Source organism: Actinophytocola sp., assembly GCF_049647105.1.
In the GTDB taxonomy this organism is placed as follows: Bacteria; Actinomycetota; Actinomycetes; order Mycobacteriales; family Pseudonocardiaceae; genus Actinophytocola.
Genome location: NZ_JBARWZ010000281.1, coordinates 1 through 17,565, shown reverse-complemented (window position 1 = coordinate 17,565; position 17,565 = coordinate 1). Strand labels below are relative to the sequence as shown.

At 69.6% G+C, this 17,565-nt stretch carries 20 protein-coding genes; 11 read left to right on the top strand and 9 right to left on the bottom strand.

Features of this window, described 5'->3' with window-relative positions; genetic code table 11:
- Nucleotides 1-21 precede the first annotated feature (21 nt).
- The 4 genes from WBA97_RS33310 to arc all read right to left on the bottom strand — a co-directional run bounded on the left by WBA97_RS33310 (nt 22) and on the right by arc (nt 4,744).
- Nucleotides 22-216 carry a ubiquitin-like protein Pup gene (locus tag WBA97_RS33310; protein ID WP_378054289.1) on the bottom strand — a complete coding sequence of 65 codons (195 nt, stop codon included), beginning with the start codon at nt 214-216 and terminating at the stop codon, nt 22-24.
- Nucleotides 217-356: 140 nt separating this feature from the next.
- Entirely contained in the window at nt 357-1,871 is a 1,515-nt protein-coding gene (gene dop, locus WBA97_RS33305; protein WP_424234960.1) for a depupylase/deamidase Dop, read from the bottom strand.
- Between the two features lie 155 nt (nt 1,872-2,026).
- Nucleotides 2,027-2,929 (bottom strand): aldo/keto reductase, encoded by a 903-nt coding sequence (locus WBA97_RS33300; protein WP_424234959.1) that lies wholly within the window; start codon nt 2,927-2,929, stop codon nt 2,027-2,029.
- Complete coding sequence (arc, locus tag WBA97_RS33295) at nt 2,930-4,744, bottom strand: proteasome ATPase (RefSeq protein ID WP_424234958.1); 1,815 nt, start codon at nt 4,742-4,744, stop codon at nt 2,930-2,932.
- Between the two features lie 253 nt (nt 4,745-4,997).
- Between arc and WBA97_RS33290 the strand changes: the two genes are divergently transcribed.
- From WBA97_RS33290 to WBA97_RS33275, 4 genes are all read left to right on the top strand, one after another.
- Complete coding sequence (locus WBA97_RS33290; protein ID WP_424234957.1) at nt 4,998-5,690, top strand: hypothetical protein; 693 nt, start codon at nt 4,998-5,000, stop codon at nt 5,688-5,690.
- Between the two features lie 163 nt (nt 5,691-5,853).
- Nucleotides 5,854-6,516, top strand: a complete 663-nt coding sequence (locus tag WBA97_RS33285) for a hypothetical protein (protein ID WP_424234956.1) — start codon at nt 5,854-5,856, stop codon at nt 6,514-6,516.
- Between the two features lie 31 nt (nt 6,517-6,547).
- On the top strand, nt 6,548-7,315 hold the full coding sequence (locus tag WBA97_RS33280) for a hypothetical protein (protein WP_424234955.1): 768 nt from the start codon (nt 6,548-6,550) through the stop codon (nt 7,313-7,315).
- Complete coding sequence (locus tag WBA97_RS33275) at nt 7,302-7,904, top strand: hypothetical protein (RefSeq protein ID WP_424234954.1); 603 nt, start codon at nt 7,302-7,304, stop codon at nt 7,902-7,904. Before WBA97_RS33280 ends, WBA97_RS33275 begins: the two co-directional genes overlap by 14 nt.
- Nucleotides 7,905-7,934: 30 nt before the next feature.
- Here WBA97_RS33275 and WBA97_RS33270 read toward each other — a convergent pair whose 3' ends face one another.
- Nucleotides 7,935-8,768, bottom strand: coding sequence for a tRNA (adenine-N1)-methyltransferase (locus tag WBA97_RS33270; RefSeq protein ID WP_424234953.1), 834 nt, complete (start codon nt 8,766-8,768; stop codon nt 7,935-7,937).
- Between the two features lie 132 nt (nt 8,769-8,900).
- Here WBA97_RS33270 and WBA97_RS33265 point away from each other — a divergent pair, with 132 nt between their 5' ends.
- Complete coding sequence (locus WBA97_RS33265) at nt 8,901-9,623, top strand: hypothetical protein (protein WP_424234952.1); 723 nt, start codon at nt 8,901-8,903, stop codon at nt 9,621-9,623.
- A 145-nt stretch (nt 9,624-9,768) separates the two neighbouring features.
- Here the strand turns inward: WBA97_RS33265 and WBA97_RS33260 are convergent, their stop codons facing one another.
- Nucleotides 9,769-10,905 (bottom strand): M50 family metallopeptidase, encoded by a 1,137-nt coding sequence (locus tag WBA97_RS33260; protein ID WP_424234951.1) that lies wholly within the window; start codon nt 10,903-10,905, stop codon nt 9,769-9,771.
- Nucleotides 10,906-11,004: 99 nt separating this feature from the next.
- On the opposite strand from WBA97_RS33260, the gene WBA97_RS33255 reads away from it, so the two are divergent.
- Complete coding sequence (locus WBA97_RS33255; protein ID WP_424234950.1) at nt 11,005-11,883, top strand: RecB family exonuclease; 879 nt, start codon at nt 11,005-11,007, stop codon at nt 11,881-11,883.
- Nucleotides 11,883-12,650 (top strand): thioesterase family protein, encoded by a 768-nt coding sequence (locus WBA97_RS33250; protein WP_424234949.1) that lies wholly within the window; start codon nt 11,883-11,885, stop codon nt 12,648-12,650. The genes WBA97_RS33255 and WBA97_RS33250 overlap by 1 nt, the downstream gene beginning before the upstream one ends.
- A gap of 59 nt (nt 12,651-12,709) precedes the next feature.
- Here the strand turns inward: WBA97_RS33250 and hisG are convergent, their stop codons facing one another.
- From hisG to WBA97_RS33235, 3 genes are read right to left on the bottom strand one after another with little or no spacing between them, the layout of a single operon-like run.
- Nucleotides 12,710-13,555, bottom strand: a complete 846-nt coding sequence (gene hisG, locus WBA97_RS33245; protein WP_424234948.1) for an ATP phosphoribosyltransferase — start codon at nt 13,553-13,555, stop codon at nt 12,710-12,712.
- 15 nt (nt 13,556-13,570) lie between these two features.
- Entirely contained in the window at nt 13,571-13,834 is a 264-nt protein-coding gene (locus WBA97_RS33240; protein WP_424234947.1) for a phosphoribosyl-ATP diphosphatase, read from the bottom strand.
- Nucleotides 13,835-13,873: 39 nt separating this feature from the next.
- Entirely contained in the window at nt 13,874-14,566 is a 693-nt protein-coding gene (locus tag WBA97_RS33235) for an HAD family hydrolase (protein ID WP_424234946.1), read from the bottom strand.
- A gap of 52 nt (nt 14,567-14,618) precedes the next feature.
- Here WBA97_RS33235 and WBA97_RS33230 point away from each other — a divergent pair, with 52 nt between their 5' ends.
- The 4 genes from WBA97_RS33230 (at nt 14,619) to WBA97_RS33215 (ending at nt 17,523) form a co-directional block, all read left to right on the top strand.
- Complete coding sequence (locus WBA97_RS33230) at nt 14,619-15,518, top strand: PAC2 family protein (RefSeq protein WP_424234945.1); 900 nt, start codon at nt 14,619-14,621, stop codon at nt 15,516-15,518.
- A gap of 181 nt (nt 15,519-15,699) precedes the next feature.
- Complete coding sequence (locus WBA97_RS33225) at nt 15,700-16,809, top strand: MFS transporter (RefSeq protein ID WP_424234944.1); 1,110 nt, start codon at nt 15,700-15,702, stop codon at nt 16,807-16,809.
- 38 nt (nt 16,810-16,847) lie between these two features.
- Complete coding sequence (locus WBA97_RS33220; protein WP_424234943.1) at nt 16,848-17,126, top strand: type II toxin-antitoxin system Phd/YefM family antitoxin; 279 nt, start codon at nt 16,848-16,850, stop codon at nt 17,124-17,126.
- The gene (locus tag WBA97_RS33215) at nt 17,119-17,523 is read left to right on the top strand and encodes a type II toxin-antitoxin system VapC family toxin (RefSeq protein ID WP_424234942.1); all 405 of its coding nucleotides are present in this window, start codon (nt 17,119-17,121) and stop codon (nt 17,521-17,523) included. The genes WBA97_RS33220 and WBA97_RS33215 overlap by 8 nt, the downstream gene beginning before the upstream one ends.
- The last annotated feature ends 42 nt before the right edge of the window (nt 17,524-17,565 follow it).

Genomic DNA, 17,565 nt, shown 5'->3' with positions numbered 1-17,565 from the left:
GACGCGAGAACCTACCCTCGCCTACTCGCCGCCCTTTTGCACATACGCGCGGACGAAGTCTTCGGCGTTCTCCTCGAGCACGTCGTCGATCTCGTCCAGGATGGTGTCGACGTCCTCGCCGAGCTTCTCCCTGCGTTCCTGACCGGCAGGGGCCGCGCCGTCGACATCGTCGTCGCCGTCACCGCCGCCTTGCCGCTGAGTTTGTTCCTGAGCCATCTCGCCTCCCGGTATCGGGACTGGTTGCCGTCAAGATTACCGACCGGCACTGACATTTTCGCGGACCATCCGGCTGATGATCAGGATTCGCTGTGAGCGAAACGCCTCCCACGGGCGCTCCGCTCGGCCGCCGTCTCGCCTCACGCCTGCTTCCTGGTCGTGCCGGTGAGGGCGTCGACGAGTTCCTCCGCCGTCGCGGACGCCTCCAGGAGCGCACCGACATGGGACTTGGTGCCCCGGAGCGGCTCCAGGGTCGGGATCCGCACCAGCGACTCCCGGCCGAGGTCGAAGATGACCGAGTCCCACGACGCGGCCGCGATCGCGCTCGGGTAGCGCTCGAGGCAGCGACCCCGGAAGTACGCCCTGGTGTCCAGCGGCGGCGTGGTGATGGCCGCCTGGACCTCCTCCTCCGTGACCATGCGCTTCATCGACCCCCTGGTGACCAGGCGGTTGTACAGGCCTTTCGCCAGCCGCACGTCGGAGTACTGCAGGTCGACGAGGTGCAGGCGGGGCGAGTTCCAGTTGAGGCCATCGCGCGCGCGGAAGCCCTCGAGGAGCCGCAGCTTGGCGGGCCAGTCGAGCCGGTCGGCGCACTCCATCGGGTCACGGGCGAGCGCGTCGAGGATGTCACCCCACGTGTGCAGGACGTGCATCGAGACCTCGTCCTGCTCGGTGCGCTCGAGGTTCTGCGTGACCAGTTCGTGGTAGGCGAACTGGATGTCCAGGCCGGTGAACTTGCGGCCGTTGGCCATCTCCACGGTCGCCTTCAGCGTGGGGTCGTGACTGATCGTGTGGACCGCGCGGACGGGGTCGGCGAGCTTGACCGAGTCGAACCGGACGCCGGCCTCGATCAAGTCGAGCACCAGGGCCGATGTACCGACCTTCAAGTACGTCGACGTCTCGGCCAGGTTCGCGTCGCCGATGATGACGTGCAGACGGCGGTACTTGTCCGCGTCGGCGTGCGGCTCGTCACGCGTGTTGATGATGCCGCGCTTCAGCGTCGTCTCCAGGCCGACCTCGACCTCGATGTAGTCGGCGCGCTGGGACAGCTGGAAACCGGCCTCCTCCCCCGAGGCGCCGAGGCCGACGCGGCCTGAGCCGACGACGACCTGCCGCGAGGCGAAGAACGGCGTGAGACCCGCGATGACCGCCGTGAAGGGGGTGTTGCGGGCCATCAGGTAGTTCTCGTGGGTGCCGTAGCTCGCACCCTTGCCGTCGACGTTGTTCTTGTACAGCTGCAGCCGCGGCTGGCCCGGCACGGTGGCGGCCCGCATGGCCGCCTCCTCCATGACCCGCTCGCCCGCCTTGTCCCAGATGACGGCGTCCCGGGCGTTGGTGACCTCCGGCGCGGAGTACTCCGGGTGCGCGTGGTCGACGTAGAGACGGGCGCCGTTGGTGAGGATGACGTTGGCCGCGCCGAGGTCCTCGACGTCGGGGTCGGACGGCGGCATGCCGGGCGCGCCGAGGTCGAATCCCCGCGCGTCACGCAGGGGGGACTCGACCTCGTAGTCCCAGCGGGCCCTGCGGGCGCGGGGGATGTCCGCGGCAGCCGCGTAGGCGAGCACAACCTGGGTGGAGGTCAGTACCGGGTTTGCGGTGGCGTCCCCTGGCACGGCGATGCCGTATTCCACCTCGGTACCCATGATCCGGCGCATGTCACCAGCCTACGGGCACAATCTCACTCCGCGTCGACACCCAGGCATGTGGTGCGCCCGCCGGTGACGTGCGACGCGGTCCGGTTCCGCGCGCCCGTGGCCCTTGTCGCCGACGTCCTCCTCGCGCTTCGTGACCGGCGGCCGGGGCGTTCCCATCACGCCCAGGCGAGGTCCGAGCGGTGTTTCCAGTACTCGGCGGGCGGCTCCGCCAGCTCGGGCAGCTCCACGTGCGGCACCGACACCGCCGCGAGGTTGCTCGCCAGCTGGTGGGTGCCCGCGGCGCCGGACAGCACGGTGCCCGCCCACGGCTGTGCCAGCGCGGCGGCCAGTGCGACCGCGTCCGGGCCGACGGCCAGGGACTTCGCGAGTGCGGCCACCGGCTCCGGCGGCTCGACGGCGAGCCTGCCGTTGGCCAGCGCCTCCTTGACCAGCACGTGCGCACCCGCCGCGTGCGCCTCGGCCAGGGCCGGGCCCACGGAGGGCTCCAGGAGGTTCCAAGTCGACTGTACTGCGGTGAAAACGGGCTGCCCGTGGCGTTCCAGGGCCAGCGCTCTGCGCACGACGGACGCCTGTTCCTGGCCGGACGTCGAGAAGCCGACCCGCACCGGCAGGGACGCCAGCGCGTCCTGGAGCGCCAGGTCGTCGAACAGTGGGCTGTCCGGGGTCAGCGAGTGCACCTGGTACAGCGCGAGGCGGTCACCGAGCAGTGCCGTGCTCTCCGCCCACTGCGAGCGGAAACGTTCCAGGGTATGGGATTTCTCCTCGTGCACGGCCGCGTCGAGCCGCCAGCCGCCAACGTACGCGTAGCCCCACTTGCTGGACACCGTGACGTCCGACGGCGCCCGGGACGCCAGCCAGCCCGCCAGGAACTCCTCGGCCCGGCCGTAGGAGCGGGCCACGTCCACCCAGCGGACACCGGCGGCGTACGCGGCGTCCAGCACCGCGAACGACGCGTCCCGCATGGCCTCGACAGAACGCGAAGGCGGCAGCTCGGACCGGCCGACGTTGATGTACGCCGGCCGGCCGAGTGCCGCCAATCCGAGTCCGAGCAGTGCCAATTACAGGTACTGCCCCGTGTTGGTCGCCGTGTCGATCGCCCGACCCGACTCCTGGTTCTTCCCGGTGACGAGGGTGCGGATGTACACGATCCGCTCCCCCTTCTTGCCCGAGATGCGAGCCCAGTCGTCCGGGTTCGTGGTGTTCGGCAGGTCCTCGTTCTCCGCGAACTCGTCGACGATCGCGTCCAGCAGGTGCTGCACGCGCAGGCCGGGCTGCTCGGTCTCCAGCACCGACTTGATCGCCGCCTTCTTCGACCGGTCCACGATGTTCTGGATCATCGCGCCCGAGTTGAAGTCGCGGAAGTACAGGACCTCCTTGTCGCCGTTGGCGTAGGTGACCTCGAGGAACCGGTTGTCCTCGGTTTCCTCGTACATCCGCTCGACCGTGTGCTGGATCATCGCGTCGATCGTGGCCTTGGAATCCCCGCCGAACTCGGCGAGGTCCTCGGTGTGGATCGGCAGGCTCGGCGTCAGGTACTTCGAGAAGATGTCCCGCGCGGCCTCCGCGTCCGGCCGCTCGATCTTGATCTTGACGTCCAGCCGGCCCGGCCGCAGGATCGCCGGGTCGATCATGTCCTCACGGTTGGAGGCACCGATCACGATGACGTTCTCGAGGCCCTCGACACCGTCGATCTCACTGAGCAGCTGAGGCACGATGGTGGTCTCGACATCCGAGGAGACACCGCTGCCACGCGTCCGGAAGATGGAGTCCATCTCGTCGAAGAACACGATGACCGGTGTGCCCTCCGACGCCTTCTCCCGCGCCCGCTGGAAGATCAGGCGGATGTGCCGCTCGGTCTCGCCGACGAACTTGTTGAGCAGCTCGGGGCCCTTGATGTTCAGGAAGTACGACTTGGCCTCGTGTGCCGTGCCGTCACCCCGTGCCTCCGCCACCTTCTTGGCCAGCGAGTTCGCCACCGCCTTGGCGATGAGCGTCTTGCCGCAGCCTGGCGGGCCGTAGAGCAGGACGCCCTTTGGCGGGCGCAGCTCGTACTCGCGGTACAGGTCCGCGTGCAGGAACGGCAGCTCCACCGCGTCGCGGATCTGCTCGATCTGCCGGAACAGGCCACCGATGTCCTCATAGCGGACGTCGGGCACCTCCTCCAGCACCAGGTCCTCGACCTCTGCCTTCGGCACCCGCTCGTAGGCGTAGCCCGACTTGGAGTCGACCAGCAGCGAGTCACCCGGCTTGAGGGGGGCCTCCCGCAGCGGGTCGGCGAGCCAGACCACGCGCTCCTCGTCGGCATGCCCGACGACCAGTGCGCGCATCGGCGGCGAGTCGTCCGCCTCCGCGAGCAGTTCCCGCAGTGTGGACACCTCACCGATGCGCTCGAAGGTGCCCGCCTCGACGATGGTCAGCGCCTCGTTCAGCCGCACCGACTGCCCGCGACGCAGATCACCGACCTCGACGGCGGGTGAACAGGCCACCCGCATCTTCCGGCCGGCCGTGAACACGTCCACCGTGCTGTCCTCGTGCCCCTGGAGGAACACGCCGTAGCCGCTTGGCGGCTGCGCGAGCCGGTCGACCTCCTCCCGGAGCGCGAGGAGCTGACTCCTCGCCTCCCGCAGGGTCTCGACCAGCTTCGCGTTACGCTCTGTCAACTGGCTGACCCGCTCAGACGCCTCGGCGAGCCGCTGCTCAAGCAGGCGGGCATGCCGAGGCGAGTCCGTCAGTTTCCGGCGCAGCAGCGCTACTTCCTCTTCGAGGAACCGGATCTGGGCAGCTTCCGACGGCTCGTGCCCAGAAGCCGCCTCCGGTCCAGCGCCGTGCTCGTCGGCCTCCTCTGGCCGACCACCGGGACGATCGTGCTGCATGTCGGCACCTCCTCCCGAAATCTTCCTACCCCTACGGTACCGGTGAAGACCGACAAAGTAAGACCATCCATATCTCGGAACCGTCGCGCGACGTCAGCGAAACATGACCGTCGGAAGTGGATTAGGCCATCTCGGCGCGTACCGGAACCACCCACCCACTACGGTGCGTCAGGTAGTCGACCGACGCTGGAGCCGTCGGCGGCAACTCACGGACTTGGCGATGGGGTCGCCACGAAAAAGGGAGAGACAAGCGATGTCGCAACCGCCGCAGCAGCCGGGGCAGTGGGGCGGCCAGCCCGGGTGGGGACAGCAGCCCGGCCCAGGTCAGCAGCCTGGCGGCTACCCGCAACAGGGTGGCTACCCACAACAGGGCGGGCCCCAGCAGCAGGGCGGCTACCCCCAGACCGGGCCGCAGCCGCAGCAGCAGAACCCGTACGGGCAACAGCCGCAATTCGGGCAGCAGGCGCCCTACGGCCAGCAGGGTGGCTACGGTTACCCACCGCAGAAGAAGAGCCCGATGCCGTGGATCCTCGCAGGCGGCGGCGTGGTCGTCGTGGCCGTCGTTGTGGTCCTCATCATCGTGCTGACCGGGGGCGGGGACACCAGCAGTCCTGAAGGCGTTGCCGAGTCCGCGGTCGCCGCGGCCAACGACCAGGACACCGACGCGATCGCCGACCTGATGTGCGACCCCTCCAAGAAGGAGGAGATCACGGAGGCGATCGACCCGGGCGCCGCCATGCCCGAGATGGCCGACGTCACGGCGACCTTCGAACTCGGCGACGTGAAGACCGAGGGCGACACGGCGACCGCCAAGGTCTCGATCAAGCTCGACAACCTGCCGGAGGAGTACGCGGACGTGATGCCCGAGGGGGGCATATCCGCCAAGCTGGACCTCAAGCAGGAAGGCGGCGACTGGTGCATCGTCAAATTCGATGCCGCCGCCTGACGTAACGAATTGATCAAGCGGCCGTCGCCCGGGCGTGTCCCGGCGGCGGCCGCTGTCGTGGGTCTTGCCTACGATGGGCACCGTCCACGGGATTTGTCGGGAACGGACGGCGCGCCGGCTCCGTCTGGGTTGCAAGAGAGTGTGTGAGGAGTTCGGGCCCAAGATGACGTATCCACCGCAGCAGCCAGGCCAGCCAGGTCAGCCGGGCCAGTTCGGCCAGTCGTCGTACCAGGGGCTCGGCAGCTACTCCGGTGGTGGTCCTGGCGGTCCGAGGAAGCGGAACACGGGCAAGATCATCGCCATTGTCGTGATCGCCGTCCTGGTGCTCGGCGGCGGTGGTGTCGCCACCTACTTCCTCACCAAGGGCTCCGGCGGGGACAGCGACACATCCTCCGATCGGAGCAACACCGACGCCTCGAAGGACACGCGCAGCGACCAACCCTCGTCCGACGACGCGTCACCGGATCGTGACAAGGATCAAGACTCCGACGACTCGGATGCGAGCAACACTCCAGACGACGTGCGCGATGACTACATGGCCGCGTACGAGAACAAGGACTTCGCCGACGTGGTCGACAGCGCCTGCCGGGCGTACAAGACCAAGTTCGGCACCGATACCTCGGACCTGGAGAGCAAGCTCGAAGGATTTGACATCTCCGCGGCACCGGACGGTGACGCGGAGATCGACGACAAGCACCCGGACACCGCCACCGCGAAGATCGACCTGACCCTCGCCGGTGACGGGCAGACCCAGGAGCCGAAGATCCTCATCAAGATCGTGCAGGAGAGCGGCGAGTGGCGGTTCTGCGGCGAAGGCACCGCCTGACCACCTGTCCCCGACCAACGGAGCCTCAGTTATGACCTACCCGCCGCAGCCCGGCCAGCCCGACCCGTACGGCCAGCAGAATCCGTACGGCCAACCAGGACAGCCCGGTCAACCCGGACAGCCCGGACAGTACGGCCAGCAGCCCGGCCAACCGGGTCAGTACGGGCAGCCCGGCCAGTTCGGCCAGCAGCCCCAGCAGGGCGGCCAGTACGGGCAGACCAGCCAGTTCGGCACGGATCCCTACGGCCAGCAGCAGCAGTACGGCGGCCAGCCCGGCTACCCGGGCGGCGAGCCGCCGAAGAGCAAGCGCGGCATGATCATCGCGATCGTCGTGATCGCCGTGCTGGTCATCGGCGGCGGCATCACCGCGTTCTTCCTGCTCAACAAGGACGACGACGGTGGCGGCAACGCGTCGCCGGGCACCGAGACCAGCCAGTCGTCCGAGCCGGGCACCGAGGACCAGCCGACCGAGGAGCCGACGGCCGAGGACCCCACCACCACGGAGGAGGACCCTGGCGGTGGCGGCGGTGACGAGGCGGCGCTCACCGCGACCGCTCAGGAGTACGCGGACACGGTCAACAACTCCGACGAGGCCGCCGCGACCGAGCTGACCTGCGCGAAGACCGGTGGCGGCACGATGTACGACTCGCTCGCGGGCCAGGCGACCGTCGAGGTGGGCAAGGTCACCATGGTCAGCGAGGGTCTCGCCACCGTCGACATGACCGTCGAGGCCGCTTCCGGGCAGGCGATCCCGCTGCCGTTCGAGTACAAGGACGGAGCCTGGTGTGTCACGATCTGACGAGGACCTGAACAAGTCCGAGGCAGAGCCGACCGAGGCAGAGACAACCGGGACCGAGAAGTCCGGGACCGAGAAGTCCGAGCCCGCCACGGGCAGGCGCACGGTCACGCTCGTGTCCGTGGTCGCCGTGGTCGTGCTCGTCGTTGCCGGCGTCGTGGTGTTTCTGCTGACCAACGGCGACGACTCATCGGACGCGGCGCAGGACGGGAACGTCCCGACCATCACCGGCTCACCGGCGCCGACGACCCCCGAGCCGACCGAGGGCGCCTCCGTGGCGCCGCCCGCGACGGCGACCGGGGCGACCGGGCCGGTCGGGGCACCCGTGGAGGCAGGCCCGGTCGCCGAGCAGGCCGCGGCCGCGATCTCCAGTTCCGACATCGACGCGCTCAACCAGTTGGCGTGCGACCCGTCGAACCCCGCCGCCGAGGAGACGTTCCCGGCCGACGCGAAGGCCACGGTCGTTGGCGAGCCCAAGATCACGGGTGACACGGCGACCGTCGACCTCAAACTGACCATCGGGGACAGCGAGCCCGCGGTCGTCCCCATGCCGTTGACCAAGAAAGACGGCCGCTGGTGCATTCCCTCGTGACGTGACGCCGCCTGCCCTGGCCCGCACGGGTCAGGGCTGGCGGCCGCGTCGCTGCGGCCTCGGCGTCACCACGCCGTCGGCGAGCCTGCGGGCCGTCAGCAGGAACGCGGTGTGCGCCACCATCCGGTGGTCCGGCCGCACCGCGAGCCCGACCACGTGCCAGGGCCGCATGAGCGTCTCCCACGCCTCCGGTTCGGTCCAGCACTGCTGCTCACGCAGCGCCTCGGTGATCCGCGACAGCTGCGTCGTCGTCGCCACGTACACCACGAGCACGCCGCCGGGGATCAGGTTCGCCGCGACCGTCGGCAACATCTCCCATGGCGACAGCATGTCCAGGATGACGCGGTCGACCTCACCATCGTGGGTGGCCAGGTCACGCACCCGCAGGTCCCAGTTCTTGGGCTCCTCGCCGAAGAACTGGTTCACGTTGCGCACCGCGTGTACGGCGTGGTCGTCCCGCACCTCGTACGAGGTCACGTGCCCCTCCGGCCCGACCGCGCGTAGCAGCGAGCACGTGAGCGCGCCCGACCCGGCGCCCGCCTCCAGCACGCGCGCACCGGGGAAGATGTCACCCCACATCACGATCTGACCGGTGTCCTTCGGGTAGATCACCTGCGCGCCGCGTGGCATGGAGAGCACGTAGTCGGCCAGACGCGGCCGCAGCGCGAGGTAGCCGGTGCCGCCCACGGAGCTCACCACCGAGCCCTCCGGCTTCCCGATGAGGTCGTCGTGGGCCACCGCGCCACGGTGGGTGTGGTACTGCTCGCCCTCCGCGAGCACGAGCGTGTAGTGCCGCCCCTTCGGATCGGTGAGCTGTACCCGGTCGCCCACCCGAAACGGCCCGCTCGCCCTGACCTCCGTCACCCGAATCCCGCTCCATCTCGTCTTCGCCGATGTCAACCGCGAGATCGTCGCAGAGACCCACGACCTGCCTTTGCCGGGGACCGCTACTACCCTGGCGACCGCCCAAGCCGCCGGTGATCATCAGGGGAGATCATGACGTACCCACCGCAGCAGCCAGGCCCGTACGGTCCGCAGGATCCCTACGGTCAGCAGAACCCGTACGGCCAGCAACCGCCGCAGTACGGCGCTCCGCAGTACGGCGCTCCACAGTGGGGTCAGCAGCCCGGGTATCCGGCAGGCCCGCCGCCTAAGAAGTCGCGGACCGGGCTCATCGTCACGCTGGTGATCGTGGCCGTGCTCGTGGTCGGCGGCGGTGTCACCGCGTTCCTGCTCCTGAAGGACGACGGCGGGAGCGGTGGCGGCAGCGAGGAGAGCCCGCGCGTGGCCGCGGACACCTACGCCAAGGAGCTGGGGGCCGCGGTCAGCACCAAGCCAGAGGACGCGTCCCTGGACAAGGTCAAGCCGGTGATGTGTGCCAGCGACTACAAGGAGCTGAACGGCGAGCTGCAGGAGGCGAAGAAGGACGAAGAGGAGGCAGGCGACCAGCCGAGCAAGACGACCTTCACCATCGCCAACTTCAAGGAGGAGGGCGAGGGCGCCACCTTCGACATGACGCAGAAGCGCGGCGACGACGAGCGCGACCCGCTGAACATGAACGTCAAGAAGGAAGACGACCACTGGGTCGTCTGCGGCCTCTACGACGACTCGCAGGGCAACCCCGGAGAAGAGAGCACGGCCCCCAGGTCCAGCGAAAGCGAGGACAGCGGCCCCACCGACGGCTCGATCCCGAACCCGATCCCCAAGCCCAGTAACTAGAGCCCAGCCCAGTAAATTGGGGGACCTGTCCCATGGATCTTTGTGCGAGGGTCCGAGCCTGACCAACAGTGACCTCAGGGGAACGTGACGGCACCCAGCCACCAACCACCCACAGTCCGCACCGTCGCTGGGTCGAGACCAACACTCAAAAATTCCGGGGAGGCGGACTAGTCAGGCTGGCTCGCAGGTCGTCTCGGTGGAGGACGCCCGCGGGTCTGCCCTCCGCGTTGACCACCAGGAACTGCCACGCGGCGGTCTCCTGGACGCGTTCGGCGATGTCCTCGCCGGACTCGGAGTCCAGGAGCACCGACTCGGGCCGGATCGGTTCGGCGGCCTGTTCGGCCGGTGCCATCGGGGACCGCTCGGCGAGGCGTTCCGCGGCGATCGGGTCGAGCAGACCGGCCGCGACACCGTCGGCACGCACCAGCACCACGCCACGGCCCGCGGCCGCGCTGAGCGCGTCGGCGACCGGGCTCTCGGCGGGCAGTTGCAGGATCGGCCGGACCAGGTCTGCGAGCGCGAGCCCGGCCGGCCACGTCCTGCGCTGATCGGCGGCCAGCTCACCGCGTGCACCGGACACCACGAACCACGCGGTGAGCGCGCACACGCCGAGCCGCAGCCAGCGGTCCGGGCTCTCGTTGGCGAGGCCCCACAGCGCCCACAGCATCAGCAGACCGGCGACGAGCCAGCCGCCGACGACCGCGGCGCGGGTGCCGATCCCCCGGTTCCCCGACACGGCCCAGACCCCCGCACGCAGCAGGCGGCCGCCGTCCAGCGGCAGACCGGGGAGGATGTTGAAGACGGCGACGGCCACGTTGGCGACCGCGCACTCGAGCACGAGCAGCCAGACCGGGCCTTCGGCGGGCATGAACAGCAGCACGAGGCCGCACAGCCCGGCGAGCACCGCGGACACGGCGGGGCCCGCGGCCGCGATCATGCCTTCCTGGGACGGTTTCCTCGGGGTCCTGCTGATCTCGGCGAGGCCGCCGAGCAGGAACAGCCGCAGCCTGCGTACGGGGATGCCCAGCTGCAGCGCGACCACGCAGTGCCCCAGCTCGTGCGCGAGCACGGAAGCGCCGAGCAGCACGGCGAACGCGGCCGCGAGCGAGATCGAGACGATCGCGTCCGCGTTCGGCAGGAAGCGCTCGACCAGCGGCGCGTAGAGCACGATGATCGCGACGGACCCGACCCACCAGGACGGGGACAGGAGCACGGGGACGCCGCGGAACCGGAAGAGCACCAGGCCGCCGTCGCGATCGGCCCAGTCCGGTCCGTTGGTCATGCGAAGCAGGGTATGCGGAAACGTGTGGGAAAACCGTGTGAGCGACTACAGGGTGCACCTGCCCAGGGATTGTCGGTGCCACGGCCTAGGGTCTTGGTCATGACGGAAATCCCTGTCGCGATCGTCGAGGAGGTCGTTCCGAAGCCACGGCGGCCCGCGTTGTCGCCGTCGCGGGCCGGTGACTTCAAGCAGTGCCCCCTGCTCTACCGGTTCCGGGCGGTGGACCGGTTGCCGGAGACGCCGTCGGTCGCGCAGGTACGCGGGATCGTCGTGCACGCGGTGCTGGAGGAGCTGTTCGCGTTGCCTGCGGCCGAGCGGGTGCCCGACCGGGCGCACGCACTGCTGGACCCGGTGTGGACGCGGCTGCGGGACGAGCGGCAGGAGCTGGCCGACCTGTTCACCGACGACGACAGCCACGACCACTGGCTGGAGTCGGCGACGCGGTTGATCGACGGGTACTTCACGCTGGAGGACCCACGCCGCCTCGACCCGGAGGCGCGTGAGCTGCTCGTCGAGACGGAGCTCGAGTCCGGTGTGCTGCTGCGCGGCTACATCGACCGGCTGGACGTCGCGCCGACCGGCGAGATCCGGGTCGTGGACTACAAGACCGGCACCGCGCCCCGCGAGATCGGCGAGGCGAAGGCGCTGTTCCAGATGAAGTTCTACGCGCTGATGCTGTGGCGGCTGCGCGGGGTGGTGCCCAAGCAGCTGCGGCTGATGTACCTGGCCGACCGCCAGTCCCTCACCTACGCGCCGGACGAGGCCGAGCTGCGGCGCTTCGAACGGACCCTCGACGCGGTGTGGGAGGCGATCCTGCGGGCGGGCAGGTCGGGTGACTTCCGGCCGAACAAGAGCAGGCTGTGCGACTGGTGCTCGCACCAGGCCCGGTGCCCGGAGTTCGGTGGCACCCCACCCGAGTACCCCGGCTGGCCGGAACCCGACGCAGGCGACGAAACCGTGATGGACAGGGCAGACTGATGTTCTACGAACCACTTGGCGACGGCCGTTACCAGTCCACTGTGCACACCACCGGTCCGTGGTCGCCGCTCACCCAGCACCTCGGTCCGCCGTCGGCTCTGCTGGTGCGGGCGATGGAGCGGTTACCGTCGGCCGCGCCGATGACGATCGCGCGGGTCACCATCGAGATCCTCGGCCCGGTGCCGGTCGCGGAGCTGTCGGTGACCGCCTCGGTGGACCGGCCGGGCCGGTCGGTGGAGCTGCTGCGCGGCGAACTGTCCGCCGACGGGCGGGTCGCCGTCCGGGCGCAGGCCTGGCGGATCGTCCGCTCCGACACGAGCACGGTCGCGGCGGGGATCGACGACCCGCTGCCGCCGCCGTCGGAGGGCCGCGTGATGACCAGGCCGGAGGGCTGGCACGCGGGGTACCTGGACGTCATGGAGTGGCGGACGTTGAAGGGCTCACTCGGCGAGCCGGGACCGGCGACCGTATGGGGCCGCCAGCAGGTGCCACTGGTCGGGGACGAGGAACCGTCCGGGTTGCAGCGCGTGCTGACGGTGGCCGACTCGGGCAACGGCGTGTCCAGCAGGCTGGATCCCCGGAAGTGGCTGTTCATCAACTCGGAGTTGACGGTGCACGTGTACCGCGAGCCGGTCGGTGAGTGGATCGCGCTGGATGCGGCCACGGCCATCGGACCCGACGGGATCGGGACCGCGGTGTCCGTGCTGCACGACCTGAGCGGGGCGGTGGGGCGGGGCGCGCAGGCGCTGTTGATCCGGCCTCAGTAGGTCGGGGTGCCGGGGGCTTCGGCCCCCGCGCTCGGCGTTCTCCCCGGCCTGCCTGGTGTTCAGAGGCGGCAGGAGCGGATGTCCGACGCCAGCACTGCCCTCGCGCCCAGCGCGGCCAGCCTGTCCATGACGGCGTTGACTTCCTTGCGGGAAACCATCGCGCGTACGGCCACCCAGTCCGGCGACGCCAGCGGGGCCACCGTCGGTGACTCCAGGCCCGGGGTCACCGTGATGGCCTCGTCCAGCAGTGACTTCGGGCAGTCGTAGTCGAGCATCAGGTACTGCTGCGCGAACACGACGCCCTTCAGCCGGCCGGCGAGTTGTTCCTTCGCCGGCGAGTCGGGGACGTTCGTGCCGTGGACGAGCACGGCTTCGGACTCGCAGATCGGGTCTCCGAAGACCACCAGGTTGTGCTGGCGCAGGGTGCGGCCGGAGTCGACCACGTCGGCCACCGCGTCCGCGACGCCCAGCTGGACCGAGATCTCCACGGCGCCGTCCAGGCTGATGACCGTCGCGTCGATGCCGAGGGCCGCCAGGTCCCGCTTCACCAGTTTCGGGTACGACGTGGCCAGGCGCTTGCCTGCCAGGTCGTTGACCTTCCAGTCGGTGCCAGCCGGGGCCGCGTACCGGAAGGTCGACGCACCGAAGCCAAGCGGGAGGCGCTCGGCCACCGGCGCGCCGGTCTCCAGTGCCTGGTCGCGGCCCGTGATGCCAAGATCCAGCTCGCCGGAACCGACATAGATCGGGATGTCCTTCGGGCGCAGGAAGAAGAACTCGACGTCGTTCGCCGGGTCGAGGACCGTCAGGTCTCGCTGGTCATGACGCCGCCGGTAGCCCGCCTCGGCCAGCATGTCGGCGGCGGGCGCGGCCAGCGCACCCTTGTTCGGCACGGCAACCCTCAGCATGGGCGTGCTCACTCCTCAGAGGTGGCGGTAGACATCGTCGAGGGAGAGACCGCGGCCCAGCATCAGCACCTGTACGCGGTACAGCAGCTGGGACACCTCCTCGGCAAGGCGCTCGTCGGACTCGTGTTCGGCCGCGATCCACACCTCGCCTGCCTCTTCGAGCACCTTCTTGCCCTGCGCGTGCACCCCCGCGTCGAGCGCGGCCACGGTGCCGGAGCCCTCGGGCCGGTTGACCGCCCGATCGCGGAGTTCGGCGAACAGCTCGTCGAACGTCTTCACGGTGATGATCCTGCCATCACCGGCCAACCCCGTTTCGGGTCAGCCCACCAACGCCGTGAGGTCGGCCACCGTCAGGCCCGCCAGCGAGGTGCGGAACACCCGCCGCTCCCCCTGCTCCACGTCGACCTCACACGGCACGACCAGCACCGTCGCACCCGCCGCCACCGCCGAGGCCACGCCCGTCGGCGAGTCCTCGATCGCGACGCAGCGGGCCGGGTCCACGCCCAGCAGACGGCACGCCTTCAGGTACGGCTCCGGCAGCGGCTTGTTCCGGCCGTCGACCTCGTCACCGCAGACGGTCACGTCGAAGTTCTGCCTGCCGACCGTGTCGAGCGCGATCTCGGTCAGCTCCCGCTCGGTGGACGTGACCAGCGCCGTCCGGAACCCGGCGGCCCGCACCGTGGCCAGGGCCGCCACCGCGCCCGGCCGCCACGGCAGGTCCTGCCGGAACACCTCGGCCATGCGGCGGTCGATCCAGGCGGCGCCGTCCGCGACCTGCTCTGGCGACGGATCGGGGATGCCGACCTCGGTGTACAGCAGGCGCAGGGTCACCATGACGTTCGTGCCGACCATCGCCTGCCTGGTCGCCGAGGACAGCTGACCACCGAGTTTCTCGGTCAGCTCGTACAGCGGGATGTCCCAGAGCTTCTCGGAGTCGAGGATCGTGCCGTCCAGGTCCCACAGGACCGCGGCCGGGGTGTCAGGGGACCTCGGTTCGGTCTCGGCTGGCATGTCGACCAGCCTACGATCTCCGGCCGGGGCCCCCGGGTCGTAGGCTTGCCCGGTGACCGATCCGGACCAGCAGCCGACAGCACCCGACGTCCCAGCCGACGAGCCGCTCGTCGAGCCAGTGATGATCTGTGCCTTCGAGGGGTGGAACGACGCAGGAGACGCCGCCACGGCTGCCATCGAACACCTGCAGCTGACCTGGGAGGCCAACGCGCTCTCCGAGGTCGACCCGGACGACTACTACGACTTCCAGGTCACGCGCCCCACCGTCCGCATGGTCGACGGGGTGACGCGCCGGGTCGAGTGGCCGACCACGAGGCTGTCGGTGTGCCGGCCACCCGGCGCGACCAGGGACGTCGTCCTCATGCACGGCATCGAACCGAACATGCGCTGGCGCAAGTTCTGCGCGGAGCTGATCGAGCAGATCGACGACCTGGGCATCAGCACCGTGATCACGCTCGGCGCGCTGCTCGCCGACACCCCGCACACCCGCCCGGTCCCGGTGACCGGCACCGCCTACGACGCGGCCTCGGCCGCCAAGTTCGGCCTGGAGCGCTCCCGCTACGAAGGGCCGACGGGCATCGTCGGCGTGCTCCAGGACGCGTGTGTGCAGGCCGGGGTGCCCGCGATCTCCATCTGGGCCGCCGTGCCGCACTACGTGTCGCAGCCGCCGTCGCCGAAGGCCACGCTGGCGCTGCTGCACCGCGTCGAGGAGGTCCTCGACATCGAGGTCCCGCTCGGTGACCTGCCGGACCAGGCCGAGGAGTGGCAGCGCACGGTCAGCGAGATGGCCGAGGAGGACGAGGACGTCCGCAACTACGTCCGGGCGCTCGAGGAGCGGGGCGACGCGGACCTCGCGCTGAACGAGACCAGCGGCGACGCGATCGCCGCCGAGTTCGAGCGCTACCTGCGGCGCCGCAGGCCAGGCCCGGGCCGGGGACAATCAGGCGTCTAGTCCGCCTCCCCGGAATTCAAAGTGTTGGTCTCGACCCAGCGACAGCTGCGGACCGTAGGTGGTTGGTGGCTGAGTGCCACCACGTTCCCCTGAGGTCACTGCTGGTCAGGGCCAGACCCCTCGCACAAAGATCCATTGGACAGGCCTTGTGTCATTGATCGAGCGTGATCGGGTCGCGCGCGTGGGCCTGTATGTGGGTGGGGCCCTGGGACCGTTCGGCGGCGGCGTCACCGCCTCGATGCTGCCGGAGCTGGGGCACGACTTCGGCGTCTCCACGTCGGCCGCCTCGGCGACCATCACCGCCTACCTGGTGCCGTTCGCCGCGTTCATGCTGTTCTCCGGCACGCTCGGCGCCCGCTGGGGCAGGCGGCGCAGCGTGCTGTGCGCTTACGTGGTGTCGTTCGCTGGCTCCGCGCTGTGCGTGATCGCGACGACGTTCCCGCTGCTGCTGGTGGGCCGCGGCGTGCAGGGCATCGCGAACGCGTTCACCACTCCCCTGCTGCTGGCCACGCTCGCGGCCACCACGCCCCGCGCCCGGCTGTCCCGATCACTCGGGTTGTTCGCGTCGCTGCAGGCCGCGGGCCAGACGAGCGGCCCGCTGGTCGGCGGGCTGGCCGCGGAGGCGACGTGGCGGCTGGCGTTCGTGGGGGTCGGGATGGCGGCGGTGGCGCTGGCGCTGATCGGCGTGCCACACGAACACCGCGGCACCGCACTCGAACTACCCCGCCTGCGCACGGCGTGGCGGCCGGAGGTGCTACGGGCCGGCGCGGTGGCACTCGTGGGCTGGGCCTGTCTCGGTGGCCTGACGTTCCTCGTGGCGTACCGCACCGACGACGGTTTCGGCCTGACCTCCGGTCAGCGCGGTCTGCTGCTCACCGGGTTCGGCGTGGTCGGCATGCTCACGGCGGGGCTCGTCGGCCGCATCGTCGAACGCATCGGCGGTCGCAGGGCCGCACTGATCGGAGCGATCGCGGGTGCGGTGCCCGTGGCGCTGATCGGTGTGGTGCCATGGGTGGGCGCGGTCGGGATGCTGTGGGCGCTCGGCGGTTTCTTCGCGCAGTTCATCATGGTCGGAATCAATACGCTTGTATTGACAAGCGACCACAATCCGGCGGGCGCCGTGTCGGTCGTGCAGGCGTTCCGGTTCATCGGTGCCGCCGCGGCACCGATCGCGTTCACGCCGATCTACCACCACTCGACGGCACTCGGCTTCCTGGTCCCGGCGGTGCTACTGGCGGCCACCGCACCGGTGGCACTACTGAGCCGGGGCTACGCCACAGCGCAGCGGTAGTGTAGCCCCGATGGCTACGTGGGGCTACACTACTGCTCATGAAGGTCATCACCCAACGGGAGTTTCGGAACAACTCCGCCGCGATCATGGACGCGGTGGAGGCCGGAGAGACCTTTCACGTCACGCGCAACGGCGTGACGGTCGCCGAGCTTCGCCCGGTTTCCCGCAGACGTCGGCTCAGCGCCGAGGAACATGTCGAACGGCACAAGAGACTGCCCAGAGTCGACTACGCCCGCATGCGTCAGGAGGCCGACGAGTTCCACGGCACCGAGGATCGTGTCGACCAGGACGATCCATGGGAGCGTGCTCGTGGCTGACCGTCACGAGGTGGGCGTCCTGGATACCTGCACCTACATCGATCTCGATCAGCTCGACGCGGCCGCACTCCCATCGGTCCTGGAAATCACCGCGATCACGATGGCCGAGTTGCATCAGGGCGTCGCGATGGCCAAGAACGCGGCTGTTCGAGCCGCGCGTGCCGAAAAGCTGGGCATCGCGATCGTCGACTTCGAACCGCTGCCGTTCGACGGCGAGGCCGCGACCCGTTACGGCTCACTCGTTGCCCTGACCCTCGAGGCCAAGCGCGACCCCAAGCCACGTCGCCTCGACCTGATGATCGCCGCCATCGCTTCGTCGCGTGGTCTGCCGCTGTACACCCGCAACATCAACGACTTCGCCGGGCTCGACGACATGGTGACGGTCGTCGCGGTCTGAGTGGGTGGCCCCGGCTCGCGGGGCCACCGTCACACTCAGAGC